Source organism: Halopseudomonas sp. SMJS2 (assembly GCF_029866945.1).
Classification (GTDB): domain Bacteria; phylum Pseudomonadota; class Gammaproteobacteria; order Pseudomonadales; family Pseudomonadaceae; genus Halopseudomonas; species Halopseudomonas bauzanensis.
On sequence record NZ_CP123445.1, the window covers coordinates 1,062,537 to 1,086,192 of the forward strand.

23 protein-coding genes, 2 tRNA genes and 1 riboswitch are annotated in these 23,656 nt (G+C 61.3%); of the genes, 16 read left to right on the top strand and 9 right to left on the bottom strand.

Annotated elements, in window-relative coordinates:
• Positions 1-255: 255 nt before the first annotated feature.
• Positions 256-1,176, bottom strand: coding sequence for a cation diffusion facilitator family transporter (locus QAO71_RS05045; protein WP_036990624.1), 921 nt, complete (start codon positions 1,174-1,176; stop codon positions 256-258).
• Entirely contained in the window at positions 1,176-1,586 is a 411-nt protein-coding gene (locus QAO71_RS05050) for a hypothetical protein (protein WP_036990623.1), read from the bottom strand. The genes QAO71_RS05045 and QAO71_RS05050 overlap by 1 nt, the downstream gene beginning before the upstream one ends.
• 112 nt (positions 1,587-1,698) lie before the next feature.
• Between QAO71_RS05050 and hrpB the strand changes: the two genes are divergently transcribed.
• The 11 genes from hrpB (at position 1,699) to QAO71_RS05105 (ending at position 11,890) form a co-directional block, all read left to right on the top strand.
• Positions 1,699-4,242 (top strand): ATP-dependent helicase HrpB, encoded by a 2,544-nt coding sequence (gene hrpB, locus QAO71_RS05055; RefSeq protein ID WP_280165426.1) that lies wholly within the window; start codon positions 1,699-1,701, stop codon positions 4,240-4,242.
• A gap of 78 nt (positions 4,243-4,320) precedes the next feature.
• Positions 4,321-5,340 (top strand): methyltransferase, encoded by a 1,020-nt coding sequence (locus QAO71_RS05060; protein WP_280165427.1) that lies wholly within the window; start codon positions 4,321-4,323, stop codon positions 5,338-5,340.
• A 26-nt stretch (positions 5,341-5,366) separates the two neighbouring features.
• Positions 5,367-5,509, top strand: a riboswitch (yybP-ykoY riboswitch).
• Between the two features lie 77 nt (positions 5,510-5,586).
• Positions 5,587-6,153: a TMEM165/GDT1 family protein gene (locus QAO71_RS05065; RefSeq protein WP_074780264.1), complete on the top strand. Its 567-nt coding sequence runs from the start codon at positions 5,587-5,589 to the stop codon at positions 6,151-6,153.
• A gap of 190 nt (positions 6,154-6,343) precedes the next feature.
• Positions 6,344-6,523: a DUF2292 domain-containing protein gene (locus tag QAO71_RS05070; RefSeq protein WP_280165428.1), complete on the top strand. Its 180-nt coding sequence runs from the start codon at positions 6,344-6,346 to the stop codon at positions 6,521-6,523.
• Between the two features lie 219 nt (positions 6,524-6,742).
• Positions 6,743-7,759, top strand: a complete 1,017-nt coding sequence (locus tag QAO71_RS05075; RefSeq protein WP_280165429.1) for a sulfate ABC transporter substrate-binding protein — start codon at positions 6,743-6,745, stop codon at positions 7,757-7,759.
• Positions 7,760-7,818: 59 nt separating this feature from the next.
• Positions 7,819-8,649 carry a sulfate ABC transporter permease subunit CysT gene (cysT, locus tag QAO71_RS05080; protein WP_280165430.1) on the top strand — a complete coding sequence of 277 codons (831 nt, stop codon included), beginning with the start codon at positions 7,819-7,821 and terminating at the stop codon, positions 8,647-8,649.
• A 10-nt stretch (positions 8,650-8,659) separates the two neighbouring features.
• A complete protein-coding gene (gene cysW / locus QAO71_RS05085; protein WP_051611018.1) occupies positions 8,660-9,538 on the top strand; it encodes a sulfate ABC transporter permease subunit CysW in 879 nt (292 codons plus the stop codon).
• Between the two features lie 104 nt (positions 9,539-9,642).
• Positions 9,643-10,719, top strand: a complete 1,077-nt coding sequence (locus QAO71_RS05090) for a sulfate ABC transporter ATP-binding protein (RefSeq protein ID WP_136869288.1) — start codon at positions 9,643-9,645, stop codon at positions 10,717-10,719.
• A gap of 101 nt (positions 10,720-10,820) precedes the next feature.
• Entirely contained in the window at positions 10,821-11,663 is an 843-nt protein-coding gene (yghU, locus tag QAO71_RS05095) for a glutathione-dependent disulfide-bond oxidoreductase (protein ID WP_280165431.1), read from the top strand.
• Positions 11,664-11,724: 61 nt separating this feature from the next.
• Positions 11,725-11,800, top strand: a tRNA-Val gene (locus tag QAO71_RS05100).
• A gap of 13 nt (positions 11,801-11,813) precedes the next feature.
• Positions 11,814-11,890 (top strand) — tRNA-Asp (locus tag QAO71_RS05105).
• A 42-nt stretch (positions 11,891-11,932) separates the two neighbouring features.
• Here QAO71_RS05105 and zapE read toward each other — a convergent pair.
• Complete coding sequence (gene zapE, locus QAO71_RS05110; protein ID WP_280165659.1) at positions 11,933-13,036, bottom strand: cell division protein ZapE; 1,104 nt, start codon at positions 13,034-13,036, stop codon at positions 11,933-11,935.
• A 230-nt stretch (positions 13,037-13,266) separates the two neighbouring features.
• Between zapE and QAO71_RS05115 the strand changes: the two genes are divergently transcribed.
• Both QAO71_RS05115 and QAO71_RS05120 read left to right on the top strand, forming a co-directional pair.
• Entirely contained in the window at positions 13,267-14,046 is a 780-nt protein-coding gene (locus tag QAO71_RS05115) for a class II glutamine amidotransferase (protein WP_280165432.1), read from the top strand.
• A gap of 102 nt (positions 14,047-14,148) precedes the next feature.
• Positions 14,149-15,321, top strand: a complete 1,173-nt coding sequence (locus QAO71_RS05120; RefSeq protein ID WP_280165433.1) for a hypothetical protein — start codon at positions 14,149-14,151, stop codon at positions 15,319-15,321.
• Positions 15,322-15,380: 59 nt separating this feature from the next.
• On the opposite strand, the gene QAO71_RS05125 is transcribed toward QAO71_RS05120, so the two are convergent.
• The 3 genes from QAO71_RS05125 to QAO71_RS05135 all read right to left on the bottom strand — a co-directional run bounded on the left by QAO71_RS05125 (position 15,381) and on the right by QAO71_RS05135 (position 18,195).
• Entirely contained in the window at positions 15,381-15,773 is a 393-nt protein-coding gene (locus QAO71_RS05125; protein WP_280165434.1) for a YkvA family protein, read from the bottom strand.
• 150 nt (positions 15,774-15,923) lie between these two features.
• Complete coding sequence (locus QAO71_RS05130; RefSeq protein WP_036990614.1) at positions 15,924-17,237, bottom strand: OprD family porin; 1,314 nt, start codon at positions 17,235-17,237, stop codon at positions 15,924-15,926.
• A gap of 151 nt (positions 17,238-17,388) precedes the next feature.
• Complete coding sequence (locus tag QAO71_RS05135) at positions 17,389-18,195, bottom strand: M48 family metallopeptidase (RefSeq protein WP_036990613.1); 807 nt, start codon at positions 18,193-18,195, stop codon at positions 17,389-17,391.
• Positions 18,196-18,317: 122 nt separating this feature from the next.
• Between QAO71_RS05135 and QAO71_RS05140 the strand changes: the two genes are divergently transcribed.
• A complete protein-coding gene (locus tag QAO71_RS05140) occupies positions 18,318-20,453 on the top strand; it encodes a methyl-accepting chemotaxis protein (protein WP_280165435.1) in 2,136 nt (711 codons plus the stop codon).
• On the opposite strand, the gene QAO71_RS05145 is transcribed toward QAO71_RS05140, so the two are convergent.
• Together QAO71_RS05145 and QAO71_RS05150 are read right to left on the bottom strand one after the other, a co-directional pair.
• A complete protein-coding gene (locus QAO71_RS05145; RefSeq protein WP_280165436.1) occupies positions 20,443-21,105 on the bottom strand; it encodes an SOS response-associated peptidase in 663 nt (220 codons plus the stop codon). The genes QAO71_RS05140 and QAO71_RS05145 overlap by 11 nt on opposite strands.
• Positions 21,102-21,302, bottom strand: a complete 201-nt coding sequence (locus QAO71_RS05150) for a CPXCG motif-containing cysteine-rich protein (protein ID WP_036990612.1) — start codon at positions 21,300-21,302, stop codon at positions 21,102-21,104. Before QAO71_RS05150 ends, QAO71_RS05145 begins: the two co-directional genes overlap by 4 nt.
• Before the next feature lie 146 nt (positions 21,303-21,448).
• On the opposite strand from QAO71_RS05150, the gene QAO71_RS05155 reads away from it, so the two are divergent.
• The gene (locus QAO71_RS05155) at positions 21,449-22,621 is read left to right on the top strand and encodes a 1-acyl-sn-glycerol-3-phosphate acyltransferase (protein ID WP_280165437.1); all 1,173 of its coding nucleotides are present in this window, start codon (positions 21,449-21,451) and stop codon (positions 22,619-22,621) included.
• Here QAO71_RS05155 and QAO71_RS05160 read toward each other — a convergent pair.
• Entirely contained in the window at positions 22,589-22,864 is a 276-nt protein-coding gene (locus tag QAO71_RS05160) for a hypothetical protein (protein WP_036990610.1), read from the bottom strand. The genes QAO71_RS05155 and QAO71_RS05160 overlap by 33 nt on opposite strands.
• 250 nt (positions 22,865-23,114) lie before the next feature.
• Here QAO71_RS05160 and QAO71_RS05165 point away from each other — a divergent pair, with 250 nt between their 5' ends.
• Entirely contained in the window at positions 23,115-23,576 is a 462-nt protein-coding gene (locus QAO71_RS05165) for a glycine zipper 2TM domain-containing protein (protein ID WP_036990609.1), read from the top strand.
• The last annotated feature ends 80 nt before the right edge of the window (positions 23,577-23,656 follow it).

Here is a 23,656-nt window from a genome sequence, read left to right on the forward strand (position 1 = left end):
TTGGATCGCGATATTATTGCGCAGTTTGCTGCTTGGTGGGCAATAAAAGACAAGAAATAGCGAAGCCCGCGCGTTACCATAATCACAAGTTTCAAGCCTTGGCCGGCGAGTCCAAACAGGTGCTCCACTCGAGCAGCCCTGAGACGGAAGGTTCTACCGGATCGATTCGTCACCCGGCCACCCCAGCCCACAAGGCACGGAGGACAGGCAGTATCCAACCCGGATACCTCAACGGACCCAGCGCAAACGGCCGACTCAGTCGGCCGTTTGCGTTTGTGCGGACGGCTGGGGGTGGACCGGGTCCTTGTGTACCAGCACATCCGCCTGGGGAAAGCGCCGGATGATCGTGTGACGGACCTGTTCGCCCAGCTCATGGGCATCGGTCAGCGACAGGTCGCCGGGCAACTCCAGGTGCAACTGCATGAACCACTGCTGGCCGGACTCGCGGGTGCGCAGATCATGCACGTCGATCACGCCGGGCACGCTACGAGCCAGCGCCATGGCTTCCTTGCGCACCGCATCGGGCAATTCGTGATCCATCAGGATCTGCACCGCGTCGCGGCCAATCTGCAGGGCGCTGAAAGCGATCAGCAGGGCGATGCCGATACCGAACACCGCATCCGCTCCAGGTACGCCGTAATAGGCCAGGATCAGCGCGATGATAATGCTGGCGTTCATCAACAGATCGGAGCGGTAATGCAGGGCATCGGCACGGATCGCGGTTGAGCCGGTGTGTTGAATCACATGGCGCTGAAAAGCCAGTAGCAACAAGGTCGCGATGATCGAGATCAGCATTACCGCCACCCCGAACCAGGCTGCTTCCAGCGGCCTGGGGTTGAGCAGATGATCGATACCCTGTTGCAACACCACGATAGCCGAGATGGCAATGAACACCGATTGCGCCAGACCGGCCAGCGCCTCGGCCTTGCCATGGCCGAAACGGTGGCCCTTATCCGCCGGGGTCAGCGCGTAGGCGACCGCGACCAGATTGATCAGCGACGCGCCGGCATCCATCAACGAGTCGATCAGTGAAGCCAGCAGGCTTACCGAGCCGGACATGAACCAGACGACGGCCTTGAGTGTGATCAACAGGATCGCGACCATTACCGAAGCGTAGGTGGCCAGCCGTAGCAGGCGGGCATTGCGCTTGCTCAGCTGCTGGGCGGATATCTCCATCAGGCGCGGGCCGGCAGCCCGAGCAGGGCCAAGTGCGCGCCGTTCGGGCTGTTCAGCAGCCGAGCATGCTGCATGGGCAGCTGCAGACCCAGATCCTGTTGCAGAATGGCTTCGAGTTTAAGCGGGTCGACTTGGCCCTGGGCATCGACAGCTTCCTGCAGGCGTTCGGGGGCCAGGGTGTAGCGTTCATCGGGGAAATAGATGGCGCCTGTGGCGAAATCCACAGCGAAGGCCACCAGCCCCGGGATGACATAGAACAGCAGGCCGATACCGTTGAGAATCGCCACGCCGGGGTCGATCTCACCGCTGATCTGACCGCGGCGTTCGGGGTAGAAGATGCTGCCGCAGGCGGTCAATTGGGAAACCAGAGTGGTGGTCAGCAGAACGCTGGCCAGAGCTTTCAGGCGCATGATATTCCTCGGGGTAGGCAACGTATCCAGACCCTGCATACTATACGCTGGTGCCGTGACGGCTTGAAGTCGCGGGCGGTTATAATGCCCCCTTTGACCGGATATCCCGTGCATGTCTGATCTTCCTGTACAAACGGTGCTGGCCGAGCTGGATCAGCAACTGGCCCGCTCGCCGGCGGTGGTGCTGCAGGCGCCGCCTGGCGCCGGCAAGACTACCCTGGTGCCGCTGGCGCTGCTGCGCAGTGAATGGTTGGCGGGGCAGAAGATCATCCTGCTGGAGCCGCGGCGGCTGGCGGCCCGGGCGGCTGCCGAACGCCTGGCGCAGATGCTTGGTGAGCCGGTGGGCCAGACGGTCGGTTATCGTATTCGCCTGGAGACCCGGGTCAGCGCCGCGACTCGCATCGAGGTGGTAACCGAAGGCATTCTGCAGCGCCTGCTACAGGCCGACCCCGAGCTGCCGGGCATTGGCCTGGTCATCTTCGATGAATTCCATGAGCGCAGCCTGGACGCCGATCTGGGATTGGCGCTCTGCTTGCAGACCCAGCAGTATCTGCGCGACGACGCCAACCCACTGAAACTACTGGTCATGTCTGCCACGCTGGACGCCGCGGCGGTCAGCCGTCTGCTGGACAACGCGCCCTTGGTGAGCAGTGAGGGGCGTCAGTATCCGGTGCAGGTGCATTATGGCACCGCCGCCACGCCGGGCCAGCCGCTGGAGCCGTTGCTTGAGCAGGCGATCCTGCAGGCGCTGGCCACCGAGTCCGGCAGTCTGCTGGTGTTTCTACCCGGAACAGCAGAGATCCGCCGATTGCAGCGGCGGCTGGAACATGCGGTGGACAGTTATCCTGACGTGGATATCGCCCCCCTGTATGGCGACCTGGACTTCGCCGCGCAGCGTCAGGCTATCAGCCCGGCACCGGCCGGGCGGCGCAAGGTGGTGTTGGCTACACCGATTGCCGAGACCAGTCTGACCATCGACGGCGTGCGGGTAGTCATCGACTCGGGGTTGCACCGCGAGCCGGCCTTCGACCCGGTGTCAGGAATGACCCGGTTGCACACACGCCGCATATCCAAGGCGGCCACTACCCAGCGTGCAGGTCGTGCCGGGCGTACCGAGCCGGGCGTGTGTTATCGCCTGTGGTCGGCTGGCCAGCAGGAGCAGCTGGCTGCCCAGGGTCAGGCGGAGATACTGCAAGCGGATCTCGCGCCCCTGGCCCTGCAACTGGCGCAATGGGGTATAGATGACCCGGCGGAGCTGCGCTGGCTCGACTTGCCGCCGGGAGCGGCGCTGCAGCAGGGGCGGGATCTGCTGATCCAGTTGGGAGCCCTGGCACGGACTGAGCGGGGCTGGCAGCTGACCGACCACGGCGCGGCGCTGACAGCGTTGCCGATGCATCCGCGGCTGGCGCACATGCTGCTGCGGGGGCAGCAGTTGGGGCTGGGGCGTCAAGCCTGCCGGCTGGCCGCGATTCTCGGCGAGCGGGACCTGTTGCGCGGCGTGGAGGACGCGGATATCGCCCGCCGGCTGGCAGCATTCGACCACCCCGCTGGCGAGCCGGCCCTGGATCGCGGTGCGCTGCAGCGGGCGCGCCAGCTGGCCGGGCAGTGGCAGCGATTGATCGAGCGCATCGATGTTGCGCAACCCGTGCCGGAGCCGGACAGCGAGCGCTGGGCCGGCCTGTTGCTGGCGCTGGCCTACCCGGACCGCATTGCCCAGCGCCGTGGCGAGCAGGGCGCGGACTACCGATTGGCCAATGGCCGCGCCGCCGCCTTCGCTCAGGTCGACAGTCTGCAACAGCAGCCCTGGCTGGTGATTGCCAGTCTCGGCGGCCATGCCAGCCAGCGCAATGCGCGGATATTTCTCGCTGCGGCGCTGGACCCGGAGTGGCTGGAGCACTACCTGCCGGAGATGCTGCAGATCGAGCAGACTCTGGAATGGGACCCGCGCAGCGAAACCCTGATCGCCGAGCGCCAGCAGCGCATCGGTACCCTGGTGCTGCACCGCGAGCCGTTGGCGGACATTGACCCGGCCCAGCGCAGCCGGGCCCTGTGCAATGTAGTGCGCAAGCAGGGGCTGAGCCTGTTGCCCTGGACGCCGGCGCTGCGCCAGTGGCAGGCGCGTATCCTGCTGCTGCGCCAGCTGGATGAGCAGCAGGACATTGATAGCCGCTGGCCGGACGTCTCCGGCCAGGCCTTACTCGATGGCCTGGAAGACTGGCTTGCCCCCTGGCTGGACCGGGTCACCCGGCTCGCGCACTTCGCCAACCTGGATCTGCCAGCCATCCTCACTGGCCTGTTGCCCTGGCCGCTGCCGTCACAGCTCGACGAGTTGGCGCCCACGCACTGGACGGTGCCCACCGGGTCACGTATCCGTATCGACTACAGCGAGCAACCGCCGGTACTGGCGGTGCGTCTGCAGGAGATGTTCGGCAGCCGCGAAACGCCACGTATCGCCCAGGGCCGGGTAGCATTGAAGTTGCACCTGCTTTCCCCGGCGCGTCGACCGGTGCAGGTGACCCAGGACCTGGCCGGGTTCTGGAGTGGCAGTTATGCCGAGGTGAAGAAGGACATGAAAGGGCGCTATCCCAAGCATTACTGGCCGGATGACCCATCGCAGGCCGAGCCGACGGCGCGGGCCAAGCCAAGGAAAGGCTGAGGTTCGGGGCAATCCATCTTTAAGCTCCTGCTGCCCCCGCGTACAATGCCCGGCCCGGTTCACCTTCGGAGCACAGCCATGGATAATACCAGCCAGATACTTGAACGCAGCGCCGAGCTGTTTGCCAGCCAGCGCCTGCTGCTGGTCAACCCACCTGTGGATGGGCTGACTCGACAGTTGCCGGCCGATTGGCATGTCTGGACCTGGGACTATTTCGTGCAGCAGGGCCTCAGTGCCGGACTGGATGAGGCGCATCTGAGTTTCTCCCATCTTTGCCCACAGGTCGATGGGCTGGAGGGGGCGATTCTGGTGATGCCCAAGGCCATCGAGCGCGCCGAGTTCGCCTTGGCGCAGATAGCGCCGCTACTGCGGGCCGGTTGCCCACTGTATCTGGTGGGGGAGAAGAAGGGCGGCATTACCCGGGCGGAAAAACTGTTGGCGGCACATGGTGCTGCAATCGAGAAACTGGATTCCGCCCGGCATTGCCAACTGTGGCGCTGCATCGTCCAGGATCAGCCCGCGCCATTTCGCCTGGAAGACTGGCAGCGCTCCATTGCCTTGACCTTTCCTGACCAGACCGTTGAACTAGTCAGTCTGCCCGGGGTTTTCAGCCATGGCCGGCTGGATGAAGGCAGTCAATTGCTGCTGGAGGAACTGGCACCGCTGCCGCCGGGCAAAGTGCTGGACTTCGGTTGTGGTGCCGGGGTGCTGGCCACGGTGTTGGCCCGGCGTAATCCGGACACCCGCTTTGAGCTGGTGGATGTCGATGCCATGGCGCTGTACTGTGCCGCGCAGACCCTGCTGGTCAATGGAGTGCAAGCGCAGGTCTATCCTTCCGATGGCCTGAGTGACGTGCATGGCCGCTTTGCCGCGGTGGTCAGCAACCCGCCATTTCATACCGGCATCCGCCATGACACCAGCATCGCCGAGGCATTTTTCAATGAAGTCACCCGCAACCTGCTGCCCGGTGGTGAGCTGCGCATCGTTGCCAATGGGTTTCTGCGATATCCGCCGCTGATCGAGGAGCACATTGGACCCTGTCGGGTGCTGCGCGAGAACAATCGGTTCAAGGTGTATTCGGCGATCGCGCCGGGTTGATTCAACCGGCGGGCCTTGCTACAGTGGCCGCCGTCTTAGGGGAGTAGTCTCTCCGGAAGAGATTTCTTTCTGAAGTTTCTTCCACGGCAAACGTCAACATATTCGGCCCGCAGGCCGTGGCGTTTGCGACCCGCCGTCACCTTGGGTGACTGGGTCTGACGAGACCTTTGACATAGGAACACCAGCCGAGGGCGGGGGTGTTCGTATGTCATTGGAATGGTCGACCCGCCCTCTTGTGGAGCATCCGTGGAAGCTTTTTTCGTTTCAACCGGGGTAGTCACGCTGGCAGAGATCGGCGACAAGACCCAGTTGCTGGCGTTATTGCTGGCAGCACGTTTCCGTCGGCCCTGGCCGATCATCTGGGGAATACTACTGGCCACCGTGGCCAATCACGCCTTGGCCGGTGCGGTGGGGCAGCTGGTTGCCGATCTGCTCAGCGATACCTGGCTGTACACCTTGCTGGCGATCAGCTTTCTGGCCGTGGCGGCCTGGACCCTGGTGCCGGACAAGCTGGATGAGGACGACACCCCGCCGATCAGCCGTTACGGCGCCTTCATGGCAGCGCTGGTGGCCTTCTTTCTGGCCGAAATGGGCGACAAGACCCAGGTGGCAACCGTGGTACTGGCTGCGCAATTCGATGCCTATCTGTGGGTGGTGCTGGGTACCACGCTGGGGATGATGTTGGCTAACGTGCCGGTGGTATTTCTTGGCAATGCGGCGGCGGGCAAGCTGCCGTTGGGGCTGATTCGGGGGATTACCGCAGTGATCTTCCTGCTGCTGGGCGTGTACGCAGGCTGGATGGCGCTGGGGTAGGCACCATGTGTGAGCGGGGCGTCCTGACGGGCGCCATCGCGCCGATAGGGCGCTCCTACCCTTCTGCAACATGGTTTTATTTCTTTAATATATAAGTAAGTTCCAAAATATTATTTTTAGCTATATGTCTCCCTGTCTAATATCTGTTCCGTCGATACGCGAGTATCAAACCATGATCCGGAGCAAGACCATGACCGCAACAACATCACTGCATGCGGCTGTGGACGATCAGAAGGTGCTGGCCGCCATCGCTGAAGCGCTGCAAAGCATTCAGTTCGGTGCAGTGGAAATCACCCTTCATAACGGTCAGGTGGTGCAGATCGAACGCAAGGAAAAGATCCGCTTCCAGCCGCCGACACGAACGTCCTGATTACCCGACCACGGGGATTGCGCCAACACAGTTTTCAGTAAACACCCGCCGACTGGACCACCAGAGGTGTGTGCAACCGTCACGATAATGGAGAACACCATGACACGGCTTGCCACATCCAGTCAGACCCACCTCAGTAAAAGCGTCATCACACGAATGTGCCAGTAATCGAAGCCGACTCTGACCGATTTCCCAGATTGCTTTTACCGAGTGCTTATCATGAAGAAAATTCTGCGCAATACCCTGGTGGGTGGCCTTGCCACGCTGCTGGCCGGCTCCGTGCTGGCGGACAATATCACCCTGCTGAACGTCTCCTATGACCCTACCCGTGAATTCTATCGCGAGTACAACCGGGCGTTTGGTGACTACTGGAAGCAGGCTACCGGCGATACCGTTACCGTGCGTCAATCGCATGGTGGGTCGGGCTCCCAGGCCCGTTCGGTAATCGACGGCCTGGATGCCGATGTGGTGACCCTGGCATTGGCCTATGACGTGGACGCGTTGCGCCAGCACGCCCAATTGATTCCGGAAAACTGGCAAAGCCGTCTGGACAAGAACAGCTCGCCCTATACCTCGACCATAGTGCTGCTGGTGCGCAAGGGTAACCCGAAAAACATCAAGGACTGGAATGACCTGGTGCGCGATGACGTGCAAGTCATCACTCCCAACCCGAAAACCTCCGGTGGTGCACGCTGGAACTATCTGGCGGCCTGGGGTTATGCCCTGAAGCAAAACGGCGGCGATCAGGACAAGGCTTACGAGTTCGTCAGCAAGCTGTTCGCCAACGTGCCGGTACTCGATCCAGGCGCCCGAGGCGCCACTAACACTTTCGTCCAGCGCGGCCTGGGTGATGTATTCATCGCCTGGGAAAACGAGGCTTATCTGTCGGTCGAGCAATTGGGCAAAGGGCAGTTCGAGATCGTCGTGCCCTCGGTCAGTATCCTGGCTGAGCCGCCGGTGACCGTGGTCGACAAGAACGTTGAGCGCAAGGGTACCCGCGCTGTAGCTGAAGCCTACCTTGAGCATCTGTATAGCGACGAGGCCCAGCGCCTGGCGGCCAAGCACTACTACCGCCCCAGCAACCGGGAGATCGCCAGGGAGTTTGCCGACAAGTTCGTCGATGTCGAGCTGTTCGGTATCGACGAGGTGTTCGGTGGCTGGGAAAAGGCGCAGAACGATCACTTCAACGACGGTGGCAGGTTCGACAGCATTCTTGAAAACATTTCCAGACGTTGATCGACGCCGGTACATGGCCAACCCGGGTGCCAACGCCCGGGCTCTTTTCGAGGTGATGAATGTTGTCTGCCGCCAAGCAACGACGGGTCATACCCGGTTTCGGGCTGACCTTGGGTTTCAGCCTGCTATATCTGGGCTTCATCTTTCTCATTCCGGTGGGTGGGCTGCTGCTGTACACCTCCATGATGAGTTGGGATGACTTCTGGAAAGCCGTCAGCCATCCCCAAGTGGTTGCCTCCTACAAACTGTCCTTCGGCGCTTCGCTGATCGGCGCGACCATCAACCTGGTGTTCGGTGCGCTGGTTGCCTGGGTACTGGTGCGTTATACCTTCCCCGGCAAGAAGATCGTCGATGCGCTGGTGGATCTGCCGTTCGCCCTGCCTACCGCGGTGGCCGGTATCGCATTGGTAACGCTCTACGCATCGACCGGCTGGGTAGGGCGGTACCTTGATATCTTCGGCATCAAGGTGGCCTACTCGCAGCTGGGCGTGGTGATTGCGCTGACCTATATCGGCTTGCCCTTTGTGGTACGTACCGTACAACCGGTGCTGGAGGACCTGGAAGCCGAGCGCGAAGAAGCTTCCGCCAGTCTGGGCGCAAGTCGTTTCACCACGATCCGCCGAGTGATACTGCCGTCGCTGTTACCGGCCCTGTTGACCGGTTATGCGCTGGCCTTTGCCCGTGCCGTGGGCGAGTACGGCTCGGTGGTGTTCATCTCCGGCAATATGCCCTATCGCACCGAGATCACCCCGCTGCTGATCGTTTCCAAGACTGAACAGTACGACTACCAGGGTGCTGCGGCCATTGGCGCCGTCATGCTGGTGGCCGCGTTTCTGCTATTGCTGCTGATCAATGGGCTGCAGTGGTGGACACAGCGTCGTGGCTGGTGAGGAGACTCCAATGACGACTCAAGTACTGACTCACGTGGGCAACCCCGAGCTGGCGGCCCGTTGGCGCCGCGCTACCGACGAACCGGCCTGGCTGCGCTGGATGCTGATTGGCATTGCGCTGACCTTTCTGGCGCTGTTTCTGGTGCTGCCGCTGACGGTGGTGTTGTATGGCGCCTTCGAGCAGGGCCTGCAGGTCTGGTGGGCCGCGATCAACGAGCCGGATGCCCTGGCGGCGATTCGCCTGTCCCTGTTGGTGGTGCTGATTGTGGTGCCGATCAACCTGGTGTTCGGCGTAGCCGCCGCCTGGGCAATTGCCAAGTTCGAGTTCCGCGGCAAGCCGATCCTGATTTCGCTGATCGACATGCCCTTTGCCATCTCGCCGGTGGTGGTGGGGCTGATCTTCGTCATCCTGTTCGGCTCCCAGGGCTGGCTCGGTCCATGGCTGGCGGCGCACGACATGCGCATCATCTTCGCCGTGCCCGGCATCATCATTGTGATCGCCTTCGGCACCATGCCCTTTATTGCCCGCGAGCTGATCCCGCTGATGCAGCAACAGGGCAAGGAAGAGGAGGAGGCGTCGCTGACTCTCGGGGCCAGTGGCTGGAAGACCTTCTGGTATGTGACCCTGCCGAATATCAAGTGGGGGCTGATCTACGGGGTGATCCTGTGCAATGCGCGGGCGTTGGGCGAGTTCGGCGCGGTGGCAGTGGTGTCGGGGCGTATTCGCGGGGAAACCAATACCATGCCGCTGCATATCGAGGTGCTGTACAACGAATACATGTTCACCGCCGCCTTTGCCGTGTCTTCGCTATTGACCGGGCTGGCGCTGGTCACCATTGCGGTGAAGGGTTTTGTTGAATGGTTGGGCGAGCGCAGGACGCGGCGGTAGCTGTGGGAGCGGTCAGCTCTACAAGGTCAGGGTAAAGAAGCAAGTTGTGATTGTTGGGAAATGCCCGAGGTAATCCCGGTTCCCCTTTGAAGCGAGTACGCGCAATGAGTATTGAAATCGATCAGGTAAACAAGCGCTTTGGCGATTTTGTCGCCGTAGATAATGTCAGTCTCTCCCTCAATAATGGCGAACTGACCGCATTGCTCGGTCCATCCGGCTCGGGCAAGACCACCTTGCTGCGGATCATTGCCGGACTGGAGCAACCGGACAGCGGGCGTATCCGTTTCCATGGTGAGGACGCCACCGATCTGCACGTCAGCGAGCGCGGCGTCGGCTTCGTCTTCCAGCACTATGCGTTGTTCAAGCATATGAGCGTCTATGAGAATGTCGCCTACGGCCTGACCGTCAAGCCCCGCAGTCAGCGGCCGAGCAAGGCGGAGATTCGCAGGAAAGTCATGCACCTGCTGGAGATGGTACAGCTGGACTGGACCGCCGACCGCCTGCCCTCGCAACTGTCCGGCGGCCAACGCCAGCGTATCGCGCTCGCCCGGGCGCTGGCGGTGGAGCCCAAGGTATTGCTGCTGGATGAGCCTTTCGGTGCGCTGGATGCCAAGGTACGTGCCGAACTGCGGCGCTGGCTGCGGCGCCTGCACGATGACATCCACGTCACCAGCGTGTTCGTAACCCACGATCAGGAGGAGGCGCTGGAGGTGTCTGATCGAGTGGTGGTGATGAACCACGGCCGGGTGGAACAGGATGGCAGCCCGGAAGCGGTCTATGACCACCCGGCCAATCCGTTCGTTTATCAGTTCCTGGGCAGCGTCAATCAGTTCGGTGCGCGGGTTCGTGACGGCGTGGCGCAGATCGGGCAGCTGCAGGTTCCCGCGCCGGAATATGCCAGCCAGCCGGACAGTGCGGCGGTGGCCTACGTACGGCCTTACGATATCGACGTGCTGCCGGGCGCCAGCGCCGCCAGTCTGCATGCGCGGATCGACCTGGTGTCGGTGATCGGGCCGCGGGTACGGCTGGAGCTGCAGACGGAGAGCAGCAGCCAGACGGTACATGCGGAAATGTCCCGCAGTCGCTTCCGCGAACTGGGTTTGGTGCAGGGTGGCGATGCCTGGATCAGGCCACGAAACAGCCGAATCTTCCTGGAAGACGGGGAAATCCGCAGCGCCTGATTCGGTGACTGCGGTGGCCAGTGGCGCCCGCCGGGGCTAGTATCCTCCCATGTCATTCTTCTCCGGCGGGCGTCCCGCTGGAATGAGCATGGGAGAACAGAATGAGTAACGACACCTACACACCACCCCGAGTCTGGACCTGGGACAAGGATAATGGCGGCAAATTTGCCAACATCAATCGTCCTATTGCCGGCCCGACCCACGAGCGTGAGTTGCCCCGAGGCAAGCACCCGCTGCAGTTGTATTCCCTGGCCACACCCAACGGGGTCAAGGTCACTATCATGCTGGAGGAACTGGTCGCGCTGGGCATTGCCGAGGCCGAATATGACGCATGGCTGATTCGCATCGGTGAAGGAGATCAGTTCGGCAGTGGTTTTGTGGGCATCAACCCCAACTCGAAGATCCCGGCGCTGCTGGATACCAGCATCAATCCGCCGCTGCGGGTGTTCGAGTCCGGCTCCATTTTGCTGTATCTGGCGGAAAAGTTCGGCCACTTCATCCCGCAGGACATCGCCGGGCGCACCGAGTGCCTGAATTGGCTGTTCTGGCAGGTGGGTAGTGGACCTCTGCTCGGTGGTGGCTTCGGTCATTTCTATGCCTACGCACCGGAGAAGTTCGAGTACCCGATCAACCGCTACACCATGGAGGTCAAGCGCCAGCTCGATGTGCTCGATCGGCAGTTGGCCAGGCATCGCTATGTGGCGGGTGAGCAGTACAGTATTGCCGATATGGCTATCTGGCCCTGGTACGGCGGAGTAGCGACCAACCAGGTGTATGAAGCGGCGGAATTCCTCGAAGCCCATACCTATACCCATGTATTACGCTGGGCAGAAGAGATCGGGCAGCGTCCGGCAGTGCAGCGCGGCCGACAGGTCAACCGCACCTGGGGCGAGCTGGATGAGCAGGTGCCGGAACGGCATGCGGCGAGTGATTTCGATCACTGAGCACAGACGATTGCCATAACCGCAAAACCTGTCTAGAATGCGCTCCACTTCGAGAGCAAATGGGTGATTAGCTCAGCTGGGAGAGCATCTGCCTTACAAGCAGAGGGTCGGCGGTTCGATCCCGTCATCACCCACCACTCGAGGTAACGCGCAGCGGTAGTTCAGTTGGTTAGAATACCGGCCTGTCACGCCGGGGGTCGCGGGTTCGAGTCCCGTCCGCTGCGCCATATCCGAAACCCTCGCATCGAGAGATGCGAGGGTTTTTTCGTTCAGAAGCGCGCCAATTGCATTTCCTGCAAACGGCTGAGCGTGCGGCGGAACGGGAAGGTGAGGGCGCCTTCGGTATAGAGCTCGGTCAGGGGCACTGCGGCTTCGATATACAGCGGCACTCGTCGGTCATAGCATTCATCCACCAGGGCAATCAGCCGGCGCACACTGTCGTCCTGTTTCGATAGCGGCGGTAACACCCGGTCGCCGGCCGTTACCTGCTCCACCGCATCTTCCGTGCCGCGGGCGATCTTCGCTTCCCGCTGGGCGCTGCTCAGAGCGGGCACCTGCTCCAGCAAAATTGCCGGGAAACGGTCGCACAGCGCCATGAAGTCGGCGGCAGCCAGGGGGCGTTCGCAGAGTTCGGCAAAGGTGAGCCAGACCGCCTGTGAACAATGGCGCAGTGGTTGCAGTTGTTGATGATTGAGTTGCACCGGTTCGCTGGATACCGCAGTACCGCCGCACAGCCGCTCGAATACCCCCGCCAACGCTGCTGCGTCCTGAACCCAATAACGCTGGTGTTGCTGCCCCGGATGTAGCCGGTGATCCTGGCCGCCATCCACATCGACCACCTGCATGTGCCGCTCCATGGCTGCCAGCGCCGGCAGCAGCCGTTCGCGGTTATGGCCATACTCATACAGCTGCTGCGGCGGCTGGTTGGACGTGGCGACCAACACCACACCTTCCTCGAACAGCGTGATGAACAGCCGGCCGAGAATGCTGGCGTCGCCGATATCGCTGATAAACAGCTCATCGAAGCAGAGCACCCGCACCTCGGTCGCCAGTTCACGGGCGATACTGCTCAGTGGGTCGGCGGTGCCGGTCAGCTGGAACAGCCGGCGGTGCACCCATTGCATGAAGTGATGGAAATGCTGGCGCCGGCTGGGCACCTGCAGGCTGCTGTGGAAACTGTCCATCAGCCAGGTCTTGCCGCGACCCACCGGACCCCAGAGATAGACTCCGCGGGGTGGTGTGGTTCTGCCGGTGTGCAATGCCTCGAAACAGTTCTGCAGATGGTCAACGGCGTTCTGCTGCGCCGGGTCGGGGATGAACCCCTGGTGGGCGATGGCCTGCTGGTACAGGCTCAGGGGAGATTGCGTGGTCATGGGGCCGGAGTGTATCAGCAATATCATTCAGCCCGCTGGCCATAAACCGATATGCGGCTTGCCAGCGCGAGCGGTAACCGGGCCGTCAGGCGGTGACGCCGGGGAGAAGGGAATTGCGTAGCGTGATCATGGATCTGCCCTGTTGGGTGTGCATGGGTGGTGAGACGCTATCTACGGTACCATGTTCGGCCAAGATGGTCCCGGCGGTCGGGCGGTAACGGAGATGTGAGATGTGTGAACTGATGGGTATGAGTGCCAACGTGCCGACGGATATCTGCTTCAGCTTTTCCGGATTGATGCAGCGTGGCGGCAAGACGGGGCCCCATTGTGATGGCTGGGGCGTGGCCTTCTATGAGGGCAAGGGCGTTCGTTGCTTCCATGATCCAGCGCCATGCCACAGTTCGGCCATTGCCCAGTTGATCGAGCGCTATCCGATCAAATCGGAAAATGTGATCTGCCATATCCGCCAGGCCAATGTGGGGCGCGTCAGCCTGGCCAACACCCATCCGTTTACCCGCGAGCTATGGGGGCAATACTGGACCTGTGCCCACAACGGCCAGATCAATGGCTTCGTGGCTGGCCCGGGTCCGTTCCAACCCGTGGGCAACACCGACAGCGAAGCCATCTTCTGCGATCTGCTCAATCGTCTGCGCGGCCAGTTCGCCGAACAGCCGAGCCAGGCCGAACTCCTCGATTGCCTGACGAATGCGTGCGCCGGGTATGCGGCGCGAGGAGTATGTAACTTGCTGCTGAGCAATGGTGAGTGGCTGTTCACCCTGTGCACCACCAAGCTGGCCTGGATCACCCGCCGAGCGCCTTTCGGCCCGGCTCATCTGCGCGATGTGGAAATGGCCGTGGATTTTCAGGAACACACGACGCCGAATGATGTGGTGACCGTAATTGCCACCGAGCCGCTGACCAGCAACGAGCAATGGCATGCCTGCCAGCCGGGCGAGTGGCACCTCTGGCAAGGCGGTGAAAGTACTCGGCAAGGCCGTCTTGCTGATTGAAATGCAGGTAAGGGCAGGCGACGGCAGGCGGTCGGACTGTCTGAACTCGCAGCCATCAACCTCGTCGTAATCAGGGAGGCTCCACGATCGAGGTGACTGCATATGTACGAACACATCACGCGAGCAGCACTGGCTGAACTGCTGAAGTTACAAGGTCAGACTTTCGTTTCGCTCTACATGCCCATGGAGCGGACATTTCCCGAGCGAGAACAGAACAAGGTCCGTTACCGGAATCTCCTGCGCCAACTGCGTGAGCAGATGGACGGAGCAACCGCCCCGACGGAGCAGAAGTTACTGCAGCAGTTCGAGGCGCTGCTCAACGAAGACGAACTATGGAATTCCCCGCGGAGCGGGCTCGCGGTGTTGGGCAGCGAAGACCTGTTCAGGGTCTTTTCCCTCCATCAGGTCGTGGAGGAGCGCATCCGGGTGGATCGCCAACCCTATCTGCAACCGCTGCTGCGTATCAGCCAGTTGGCGGAGAGCTTCCAGATTCTCTGTGTGACCCGAGATGCGGTGCGGCTATGCGAGGGGGATCGCCACGTCACCCATCAGGTCGAGCTGCACCCATCGGTACCGCGTAACCTGGAAGAGGCACTGGGTTCGGAATTGACCGACAAGAATCAGGCCGGGTACCCCGGTGGCTTCAGTCGGGCTGCAGAAAAGGCCGGAGGCATGACTCCGCATGAGGCCGGTGGCGGTGGCAAACAGGATGAAATAGACGTCGATCGTGAGCGCTATTTCCGTGCGATCGACAAATCCATCACTGAGCATCATTCCCGTCCGGGCCTGCCCTTGATTCTGGCAGCCCTGCCCCGTAACCAGGCGGCTTTTCGGGCGATCAGTCACAATTCACAGCTGCTGGAAGAAGGTATCCCGATGGATCCTTCCCTGCTGGAAGCCGCCGAACTGCGTCGCGAGGCGACGGAAATCATGAGCCGCCGGCACAGTGCCTGGCTGGACAGCATTCTGGAACGCTACGGCGCTGCCAAAGGCAAGCAGTTGGCCTGCGATAGCCTTCCAGAGATCGGTGAGGCGGTATATGCCGGGCGGGTAGCGCTGCTGCTGGTCGAGTCGGGTCGCAGCGTGCCGGGGGTGGTGAATCCGCAGAACGGAGCGGTGGATCTGTATGACGCGGATAGTGATACCACGCAAGGGGGTGCCGATGTGCTCGATCAGTTGATTCCTCGAGCATTCCAGACGGGGGCCGAGGTAGTAGTTCTCCCCAAAGGCATGATGGAGGGCGGCGCCGGCGCGGCGGCGGTATTGCGGTTCTGAGGATGGCGAGCCGGCAGCCCAAACGGCCTGCCGGCAAACTGAAAACGGCGATAGTGGGCTTAGTGTTTTTCTCCGTCTATGGTGATGCCTCCTTCATCCATCACCCTAGGTCCGAACCAGCGCTCCAGCTTGCGACTCGCCTGGGCTTTGACATCATCGGTGATATAGGCGGAGACCGTGGCCAGGGCGGCGAGTAATACCCCCAGATCATCGGTATAGCCGACGGCGGCAGCGAAATCGGGAATCGCGTCCAGCGGGAAGATGAAATAGCCCAGTGCGCCGTAAATGGCTGTCTTGGCCCAGCGCGGGGTGTTCGGATCCTGGGCGGCGTAATACAGCCACAGCACCTTTTCCACCACCTCTTTGCCGGCAGTCCTGGCGTAGCGGGACAGCTTGTTCCATAAGCCGCTGTCACTGAACGTTTTCTCGAAGCTTTGAAAGTGTCTGACCATGGTCGCCTCTGAAGTCGCAATGCAAGAACCAATACGTACTTGCTCAGACTACAGACCACTGCAGGCAGGGGAAAGTGCGGAGGGGGAAGTGGGTGGGGAGAGGGAGAGAAAAGGGGATGATGCCCCGGCGTACCGGGGCATCTGATCGACTTAGAGCAGAACGAAGTTGTAGGTCAGATAGACCCGTACCTGGTCCTGGTCGCGGTCCGCATCGGAACGCAGGCTGGCGTGACGCAGGGACACACCCAGATCCTTCAGGAAACCTTGCTGGACGGTGTAATCCAGACGCAGGTTACGCTCCCATTCCTTGTCGCCTTCGCCGGGTGCGACGTCGAAGTCGCTGCCTCGCAGATACTTGGCGGAGAACTTCAGACCTGGTACCAGGTCGGCGAAGTTGTAGCTGTACTGACCAACCCAGGTCTTCTCGCCGGCACGCTCGAACTTGTTGATCTGCGAGTCGGTGATCAGGTAGGCAGTGGCACCGCCACCGTTGTTGAGGTAGGCGAAGTCACTGTCGCCGCTCATCTTCTGGTAGCCCAGGCCCAGGCCATGGTTGCTCAGCTTGTAGGTGAACATGGCGCTCATGGCGCGGTTGTCGACTTCGCCGTCGTTGTATACGCCGCGGGCTGCATAGCCGGCTTCACCGCTATCGTTGGCGCCAGTGGAGCCGCTGTCGAAATAGCGCAGGTCGGTAATCAGCTGACCGGCACCCAGGTCCAGGGTGTGGACGGCACCGAGGTAATGCTGCTTGTAGTAATCCTTGAGCTTGGCGAAGTAGTAGCTGGCAACCAGGTTATCACCCAGTTGGGCATCACCACCGGCATACTGGAACTTGTTCACGCGCTCGGAACCACCGCCCAGCAGCAGGCCTTCATGGGAGGTGGAGTTACGGCCACTGGCTTCATCCATCTGACCGATGCGCAGAGTCAGATTGTCGATTTCCTTGGAAGTCAGCGTCGCGCCGCTGTAAGTCTGGGGCAGCAGGCGACCGTCGTTGCGTGTCAGTACCGGCAGGCTGGGCTGCAGGCCACGGCCGATTTTCAGCTCGGTCTCGGATACCTTGGCCTTGGCGGCGAAGTCGATCTGGCTGAACTCGGAAACGGCGCTGTCGTCATGATCCAGCGGGAACATGGTGCCGGGGTTGCGGCTGCGGTCAGCCTTGCTGGTGCGGCTACCGGAATCCAGACGGATACCCGAGCGGGCGAATACGTCCAGACCAAAGCCGATCGGGCCCTGGGTATAACCGGACTGGAAGTCGAGCATGAAACCCTGACCCCATTCTTCATCTTTCGAGTAACCATCACCTTCGCGGTAATCGCCATTGAAATACAGATTGCGCAGGCCAAGAGTGGCCTTGGCGTCATCAACAAAGCTGAAGCCGTTGTTCTGAGTCTGGGCAATGGACAGGGTGGGCAGAGCCAGCACAGCAGCGGCGACACTGCTGGCGATCAGGGTTTTTCTCATTATGTTCATCCTCGAGTACTGCATCTCAGGGTTTGCCCAGAGGGCGATCGTTTTTCAACCGCTGTAACATAGATGAAATATGCAGGAAATCAAGTGATTGAATAGTGATATTAGACTTATGTATTAGGAACCTGAGCTATTCATACCGGTCTTATCGCGCCGCTTCATACAGTGGCTGCACCTTGGGAATAGTGTTTTGCAGGTTCTGGATGCGCCCCGAGGAAGAGGGGTGCGTACTCAGGAAGGCCGGCGGCTCACCCTCAGCGGCGCGCGCCATCTTCTGCCACAGGGTGACTGCGGCCTCCGGTTTGTAGCCGGCGCGGGCCGCCAGCTCCAGACCGATCAGGTCCGCTTCGGTTTCGTTGGAGCGGCTGTTGGGCAGGGTCAGTCCATACTGAACCGCCATGTCGGCAGCCTGCCGTGCGCCATCGCCCAGGCCCAGCAACGAACCTATCACCTGGGTGCCCATCTGCGTGGTGTAAGCACGGGAAATGGCTTCGCGGCCATGCTCACGCAGAGCATGGGCGATTTCATGCCCCATGATCTGGGCGATCTCGTCGTCGGTCAGCTGCAATTTGTCGACAATGCCGGTAAAGAAGATGATCTTGCCGCCGGGCATGCAGCTGGCGTTCAGTTGATCACTCTTGATCAGATTGACTTCCCAATTCCAGCTCTTGGCATCGGGACGGAAGTGGTCCACTTCCTTTACCAGCCGATCAGCAATCCGGTTCAGACGCTTGAGCATGGCGGCGTCGGTGTTCAAGACCTTCGCGGCTTTCGCTTCGGCAAGCATCTCGTTGTACGACTCGGCGGCCATCTGGTCGACTTCAGCGCTGGACAGCGCGCTGAACATGTACTGACTTCGATCGACACCGACGGCGCCGCCCTGGGTGGTGTTGACGGTCTCGCAACTAGCCAGCGCCATGAACGGAAGACAGCAAAGCAGGCGGATACGCATGGTGATTTCCTTCCATGTTTCGGGTTTAACAGCTTTGACCTGATGAACGATATCAGATCATGGCTGGAGGTTTGACTATCACGGCCGATAAAGCGTTCATCAGCTCCCTGGCCGAGGCCCCTATGAAACTCAGATCCATCCAGTTTTCCATAGCCGCGCTGGCAGGTGCCTGCCTGTTCATCGCGGTTGGTATCATGACTCTGTACGCCCTGTTGGCATTCGAGCGCAACCAGAGCATGGTCATCGAACGCAGCGAGCAGATGTTGGGGCAGCGTGTGCGCAGCCAGTTGGAAGCCATTGCTACCGCTGAAAGCCTGCGCATCCGTCGACAGCTGGAGCAACCCTTTGCGGTGACCGAACAACTGGCGTTGCTCAATCGCCAGCTGGGCGAAATGCAGGAAGATGGTCTGCCGGCACTGATGATGAGCCGCGAGGAAATGGTTCGTTATATTCGACGGATACTGGAGGAGCAGCCGACGCTGCTGGCGGCTTACGTTGCCTGGGAACCGGGCGCGTTCGACGGGCTGGATAGTTTTTATCAGGGTGCTGGCGAGTCGGGGCATGACGAGCAGGGCCAATTCATGCCTTTCTGGTATCGCGAACTCGATGGCACACTGGCGCTGGAGCCGCTGGACGATCTCACGGACGAAACCATGCTGGAAACCGGCGTGCGCGTCGGTGAATATTATTTCTGCCCGCGTGATACGCAGCGTGCCTGTGTGATCGACCCGGCGCCCTACGAGCTGGGCGACAGCTGGGTCATGCTGTCGTCTTTCACTGCCCCGATCATGCTCAACGGCCAGTTCATGGGTATTGCCGGTGCGGACCTGTCGTTGCAGTTTCTGCAATCCATGCTCGAAGAGAGCGACAGCCGACTTTACGAAGGGCGTGGCACTCAGGCCCTGATCAGTCCCAACGGCCGACTGGTTGCCTGGACCGGTGAAGGGGCCGCGCCGGGGGACCCAGCCGAACGCGTGATCGATAAGCAGGGGCTGGCCAACCTCGCTGGCCTGGGCGATGACTTTCACTACGAACTGGATACGGCGGGTAATCGTGTGCAGTTGTGGATGCCGATTCCGATTGGCGACACCGGCACGCACTGGACGATGTTGATCAACTTGCCACTCGACGTGGTGATGGCTGACCTGCAGGCGCTGGAGACCGAGCTGACGCAGCGCCAATCCAGTGAGGCAATTACTCTGGCGGTGATCGGTGGGCTTACCGCCCTGGTTGGCCTGGGTGTGATGCTGGCGGTCGGTTACGGCTTGGCACGGCCAGCGCGGCAGTTGGTTTCCATGCTCAATGATATCGCTCGCGGCGAGGGTGATCTGACCCAGCGCCTGGCTGTCCAGCGCAGCGACGAGTTCGGGGATATCGCCCGTGGTTTCAATGCCTTTCTCGACAAGTTGCAAGACATGATCCGTGAGGTGGTCGGCTCGGTGCAGCAGGTGACCGATGCTGCCGAGCATACCGCCGACATTGCCATGCGTACCAATGATGGGGTGCAGCGCCAACTCGGCGAGATCGAGCTGGTAGCTACCGCAGTGACGGAAATGACCGCTACCGCCCAGGATGTGGCCCGTAACGCCAGCCTGGCCGCCGAAGCGGCGGGCAACGCCAACGGCTCGGCCGGTCATGGCCGCGAAGTGGTGCAGCAGACCGCGGCGACCATTCAGGGGTTGGCTGAGGATATCGAGCGCGCCTCACAGAGCGTGCAGCACCTGGTCCGTGACAGCGAAAACATCACTTCGATCCTGGATACCATCCGCGGCATAGCCGAGCAGACCAACCTGCTGGCGCTGAACGCAGCAATCGAGGCGGCGCGCGCCGGGGATCAGGGGCGCGGTTTTGCCGTGGTCGCCGACGAGGTGCGCTCGCTGGCGCTGAAGACGCAGAACTCTACTGAAGAAATCCAGAAGATGATCGAGCAGTTGCAAGCCGACACCCATCAAACGGTGAGAGTCATGGAGCAGAGCCGCAGCCGGACCAGCGATAGTGTATTGCAGGCCGAGGAGGCGGATGCGGCCTTGACCTCAATTACCCAGGCGGTATCGGTGATCAATGACATGAACATCCAGATTGCCAGTGCGGCGGAGCAGCAGAGCGCCGTGGCCGAGGATATCAACCGCAACGTCAACACCATCGGTGAGGTCGCCAATGCGGTGGCCGAAGGGGCTGGTGAGTCCTCCAGCGCCAGCGCCGGCCTGACCAAGCTGGCCGAACATCAACGCCGGCTGATCAACCAGTTCAAGGTATAGGATCATCCAGCCTGACGGCGTGCCCGGTGGGGTTGCAGCATTGTGGCCCCTGGGTCGCCGGGCTGCTGACCGCCGGGTTGACCGGGTACATCAGTCGCACCTGGGAATCGGCATTGAGCAACAGTGGTTGCAATGCGCTCGGAGCGGTGGCCGCAGCGAGCCAGATGGCCTGTTCGGCCCGGTTCAGGGTGACCGGCATGCGTTCTCCCAGTCGGGCCGGCAGGCCCTTGGCCGGTGCGGTGATCAGAACGCAGCTGTCCCAGTACTCGCCATCATCCAATGCATAGCGCTCCCATAATCCAGCCAGTGCCAGCCCACCCTGTTCCTGTCGCAGGTACCAGGGCTGCTTGCGTTGCCCCTGTTGCTGCCATATATAAAAACCATCGACCGGCAGCAGGCAGCGCCGCTGTACCAGAGGTTCGCGGAACATCGGCTTGTCGTGCAGGAACTCGGCCTGAGCCGAGAAGGGCGCACGGCTCAGATCACGCAGCCAGCCCGGAGTCAGGTTCCATAGCACCTCGGCGCAGTCGAGGCGGTTGTCCAGCTTGCGCAGGATCAGTACGCGATTGCCGGGGCTGAGGTTCCAGTTGGGCTGCCAGCTCTGGGGCACCTCTGCCACCGGCGCATTGAACTGGGCGATGCGGCCGGTCACAGCGGGTCTTCCTCACGGCGCAGATCCAGCTGGTAACCTTCCAGGTCCGCATCGACCCACAGGTTGATGAGGATGGGCTGACAGCAAACGGCGCAGTCTTCGATATAGCTCTGGGTCCCGCCGCTGAGATCGACCAGCAAGCGGATGGGCTCGCCGCAGTGCGGGCAATGGCGGGCACATTCGTCCAGCAACGGCATGGCTATTCTCCTGGCAGCAGCTCGATGGGAAGGGGGAAGGGGAGTCTAGCTCCTTCCCCAATCCGACGAAACAGTCACACAGCAATTGTGAGTCGAATCGCTGCGCCGCATAATGCGCGGTTTCCACCCAAGGTAATGAGGAATGCATGGGCGAGTTTGATGCCATCCGGCCCTATGGAGACGATGAGGTGCCTGCCGTCATGCAACGGCTGTTGCATGATCGCGAGTTGCTGCAAACGCTGGCCCGCTACCGGTTCCCGCGGCTGAGCCGCTGGCTGCCGGGCATGGCCTCGGCCCTGGTTGGTGGTGGGCTGCGTCGTGAGGCGCGGGGCATTACCACTGTGGATGCACTGCAGCATCGGCTTGAGCCATGGCTGGACAAGGTCATCGAGCGCAGCGCGCTCACCGTTACCTACAGCGGGCTGGAGCATCTGAGCAAGACGCGGCCTCATCTATTCCTGGCCAATCACCGGGATATCGCCATGGATCCGGCCTTCGTCAACTATGCGTTGTACCATGGCGGCCACCCGACGCCGCGCATCGCGATTGGCGACAACCTGTTGCAGCGGCCTTTCGTCAGCGACCTGATGCGGCTGAACAAATGCTTCATCGTGCATCGCTCGGTGGCCGGGCGGCGGGAAAAGCTGGCGGTTTATCAGACCTTGTCCGCCTACATCAGCCATTCGATTCTGGATGGGCACTCGGTGTGGATTGCCCAGGCTGAAGGGCGCGCTAAGGACGGCTGCGATCGCACCGACACGGCGATCATCAAGATGCTGTGCATGAGCCGCAAGGGCGAAGCCTTTGCCGACGTGGTGCGCTCACTGAATATCGTGCCGGTTTCCATCGCCTATGAGTGGGACCCTTGCGATCAGATGAAGGCACGTGAGCTGGAGCAGCGTGAACGCACTGGCGGCTATACCAAGCAGCCGGGCGAGGATGACCGCTCTATTGCCATGGGCCTGACCGGCTACAAGGGGCGGGTGCATATCGCCTTCGGTAAGCCGCTGACCGAGGAGTACCCTGATGCCAAGGCGGTGGCCGCGGAGGCGGATCGCCAGATTCTCGGGCTATATCGTCTGTATCCCAGCAACTATCTGGCGATGGAGCAGCTGCTGGCGGAGCATCCAGCAGTAGACATCGCTGGCTGGCGCGGGCAGTTCGATGCTTCGATGCTGGCGGCTGAGGAACAGCGGTTTGCCGAGCGCCTGGCGGCCTGCCCGCCGGATCAGCGCCCCTGGTGGTTGCGCCAATACGCCAACCCGGTGGCTAGCCGCCAGTGGGTGTCAGACCAGGCGGGCAGCGAGCGTGAGCAGTAATGCCAGACCCAGGCAGACACCGCCGACCAGCATGAACATCCGGTTGGCGGGATGCGGGCGGGCCGTCGGGCCGGTTAGCGTCAGTGCGCTGCCGCCGGTTGCCAGCCGCATGGCGCGGGCGGTACGCCACTGGGTAGCGATGATCAGCCAGCTGCCACTGAGGCCGTAAAACAACGCCAGGCAGTTGAGTACAAAGGCGCTATTGTTAAGATAATAAAGCCACGCAAGCTGCAATACGGGCATGCAATTCTTCTCCGAATATATCGAGTGCTCGTGAGCTGCGGATTTAATTGTTATTCTGGCTGGAGCAGTGGGAAGGTGAATGATCGGCGCGGATTCTAAAGGAAACCGCAGTGGACCTCGACCCACGCCGAAGAAAACCCGATGAAAGGCCCCCGCAACATTCGTGGGCTGGCCGGGTCCAATATTCAGTGGCAGAAACTGCACACTAACCGGTAGCCTTCAGGGTTGCTGCACAATACAGAGGTGAATCATGAATATACGAATTCTCCAGAGCTGCCTGCTCGGTGTTGCGTTGGTGCTGGGTGGTTGTGCTTCGGGATTGACCGGTGACACCTATAGCCGCGATGAAGCGCGCGCGCCGCAAACAGTGCGTATGGGCACCGTCGAATCGGTTCGCCTGGTGCAGATCGAAGGCACCAGGACCAATATCGGTACCGGCGCTGGTGCAGTGGTTGGTGGTGTTGCCGGTAGCTCGATCGGTGGCGGACGTGGCAGCATTATTACCGGCGTGTTGGGTGCTGTCGCCGGTGGCATGGCGGGTGCGGCGGCCGAAGAAGGCATCACCCGCAATCAGGGTATCGAAATCACTGTGCGAGAGGATGGTGGCCAGACCCGCGCCTATGTGCAGGAAGTCGATCCGAGTATCTCCTTCGCTCCGGGCGAGCGAGTGCGGGTACTGACAGTCAACGGGGTTTCGCGTGTAAGCAAGTAGTAACCTGGCTGGCATGGCGGGTCGCTCATTGGCCCGTCATTGATTGACTGCCCGCTTGCGGGTGCCTTCATCCTGTCGTT

Coding starts and splice junctions, on each gene's coding strand:
- QAO71_RS05045 (WP_036990624.1), bottom strand. CDS start 1,176: ATGGAGATATCCGCCCAGCAGCTGAGCAAGCGCAATGCCCGCCTGCTA.
- QAO71_RS05050 (WP_036990623.1), bottom strand. CDS start 1,586: ATGCGCCTGAAAGCTCTGGCCAGCGTTCTGCTGACCACCACTCTGGTT.
- hrpB (WP_280165426.1), top strand. CDS start 1,699: ATGTCTGATCTTCCTGTACAAACGGTGCTGGCCGAGCTGGATCAGCAA.
- QAO71_RS05060 (WP_280165427.1), top strand. CDS start 4,321: ATGGATAATACCAGCCAGATACTTGAACGCAGCGCCGAGCTGTTTGCC.
- QAO71_RS05070 (WP_280165428.1), top strand. CDS start 6,344: ATGACCGCAACAACATCACTGCATGCGGCTGTGGACGATCAGAAGGTG.
- QAO71_RS05075 (WP_280165429.1), top strand. CDS start 6,743: ATGAAGAAAATTCTGCGCAATACCCTGGTGGGTGGCCTTGCCACGCTG.
- cysT (WP_280165430.1), top strand. CDS start 7,819: ATGTTGTCTGCCGCCAAGCAACGACGGGTCATACCCGGTTTCGGGCTG.
- cysW (WP_051611018.1), top strand. CDS start 8,660: ATGACGACTCAAGTACTGACTCACGTGGGCAACCCCGAGCTGGCGGCC.
- QAO71_RS05090 (WP_136869288.1), top strand. CDS start 9,643: ATGAGTATTGAAATCGATCAGGTAAACAAGCGCTTTGGCGATTTTGTC.
- yghU (WP_280165431.1), top strand. CDS start 10,821: ATGAGTAACGACACCTACACACCACCCCGAGTCTGGACCTGGGACAAG.
- zapE (WP_280165659.1), bottom strand. CDS start 13,036: ATGACCACGCAATCTCCCCTGAGCCTGTACCAGCAGGCCATCGCCCAC.
- QAO71_RS05115 (WP_280165432.1), top strand. CDS start 13,267: ATGTGTGAACTGATGGGTATGAGTGCCAACGTGCCGACGGATATCTGC.
- QAO71_RS05120 (WP_280165433.1), top strand. CDS start 14,149: ATGTACGAACACATCACGCGAGCAGCACTGGCTGAACTGCTGAAGTTA.
- QAO71_RS05125 (WP_280165434.1), bottom strand. CDS start 15,773: ATGGTCAGACACTTTCAAAGCTTCGAGAAAACGTTCAGTGACAGCGGC.
- QAO71_RS05130 (WP_036990614.1), bottom strand. CDS start 17,237: ATGAGAAAAACCCTGATCGCCAGCAGTGTCGCCGCTGCTGTGCTGGCT.
- QAO71_RS05135 (WP_036990613.1), bottom strand. CDS start 18,195: ATGCGTATCCGCCTGCTTTGCTGTCTTCCGTTCATGGCGCTGGCTAGT.
- QAO71_RS05140 (WP_280165435.1), top strand. CDS start 18,318: ATGAAACTCAGATCCATCCAGTTTTCCATAGCCGCGCTGGCAGGTGCC.
- QAO71_RS05150 (WP_036990612.1), bottom strand. CDS start 21,302: ATGCCGTTGCTGGACGAATGTGCCCGCCATTGCCCGCACTGCGGCGAG.
- QAO71_RS05155 (WP_280165437.1), top strand. CDS start 21,449: ATGGGCGAGTTTGATGCCATCCGGCCCTATGGAGACGATGAGGTGCCT.
- QAO71_RS05160 (WP_036990610.1), bottom strand. CDS start 22,864: ATGCCCGTATTGCAGCTTGCGTGGCTTTATTATCTTAACAATAGCGCC.
- QAO71_RS05165 (WP_036990609.1), top strand. CDS start 23,115: ATGAATATACGAATTCTCCAGAGCTGCCTGCTCGGTGTTGCGTTGGTG.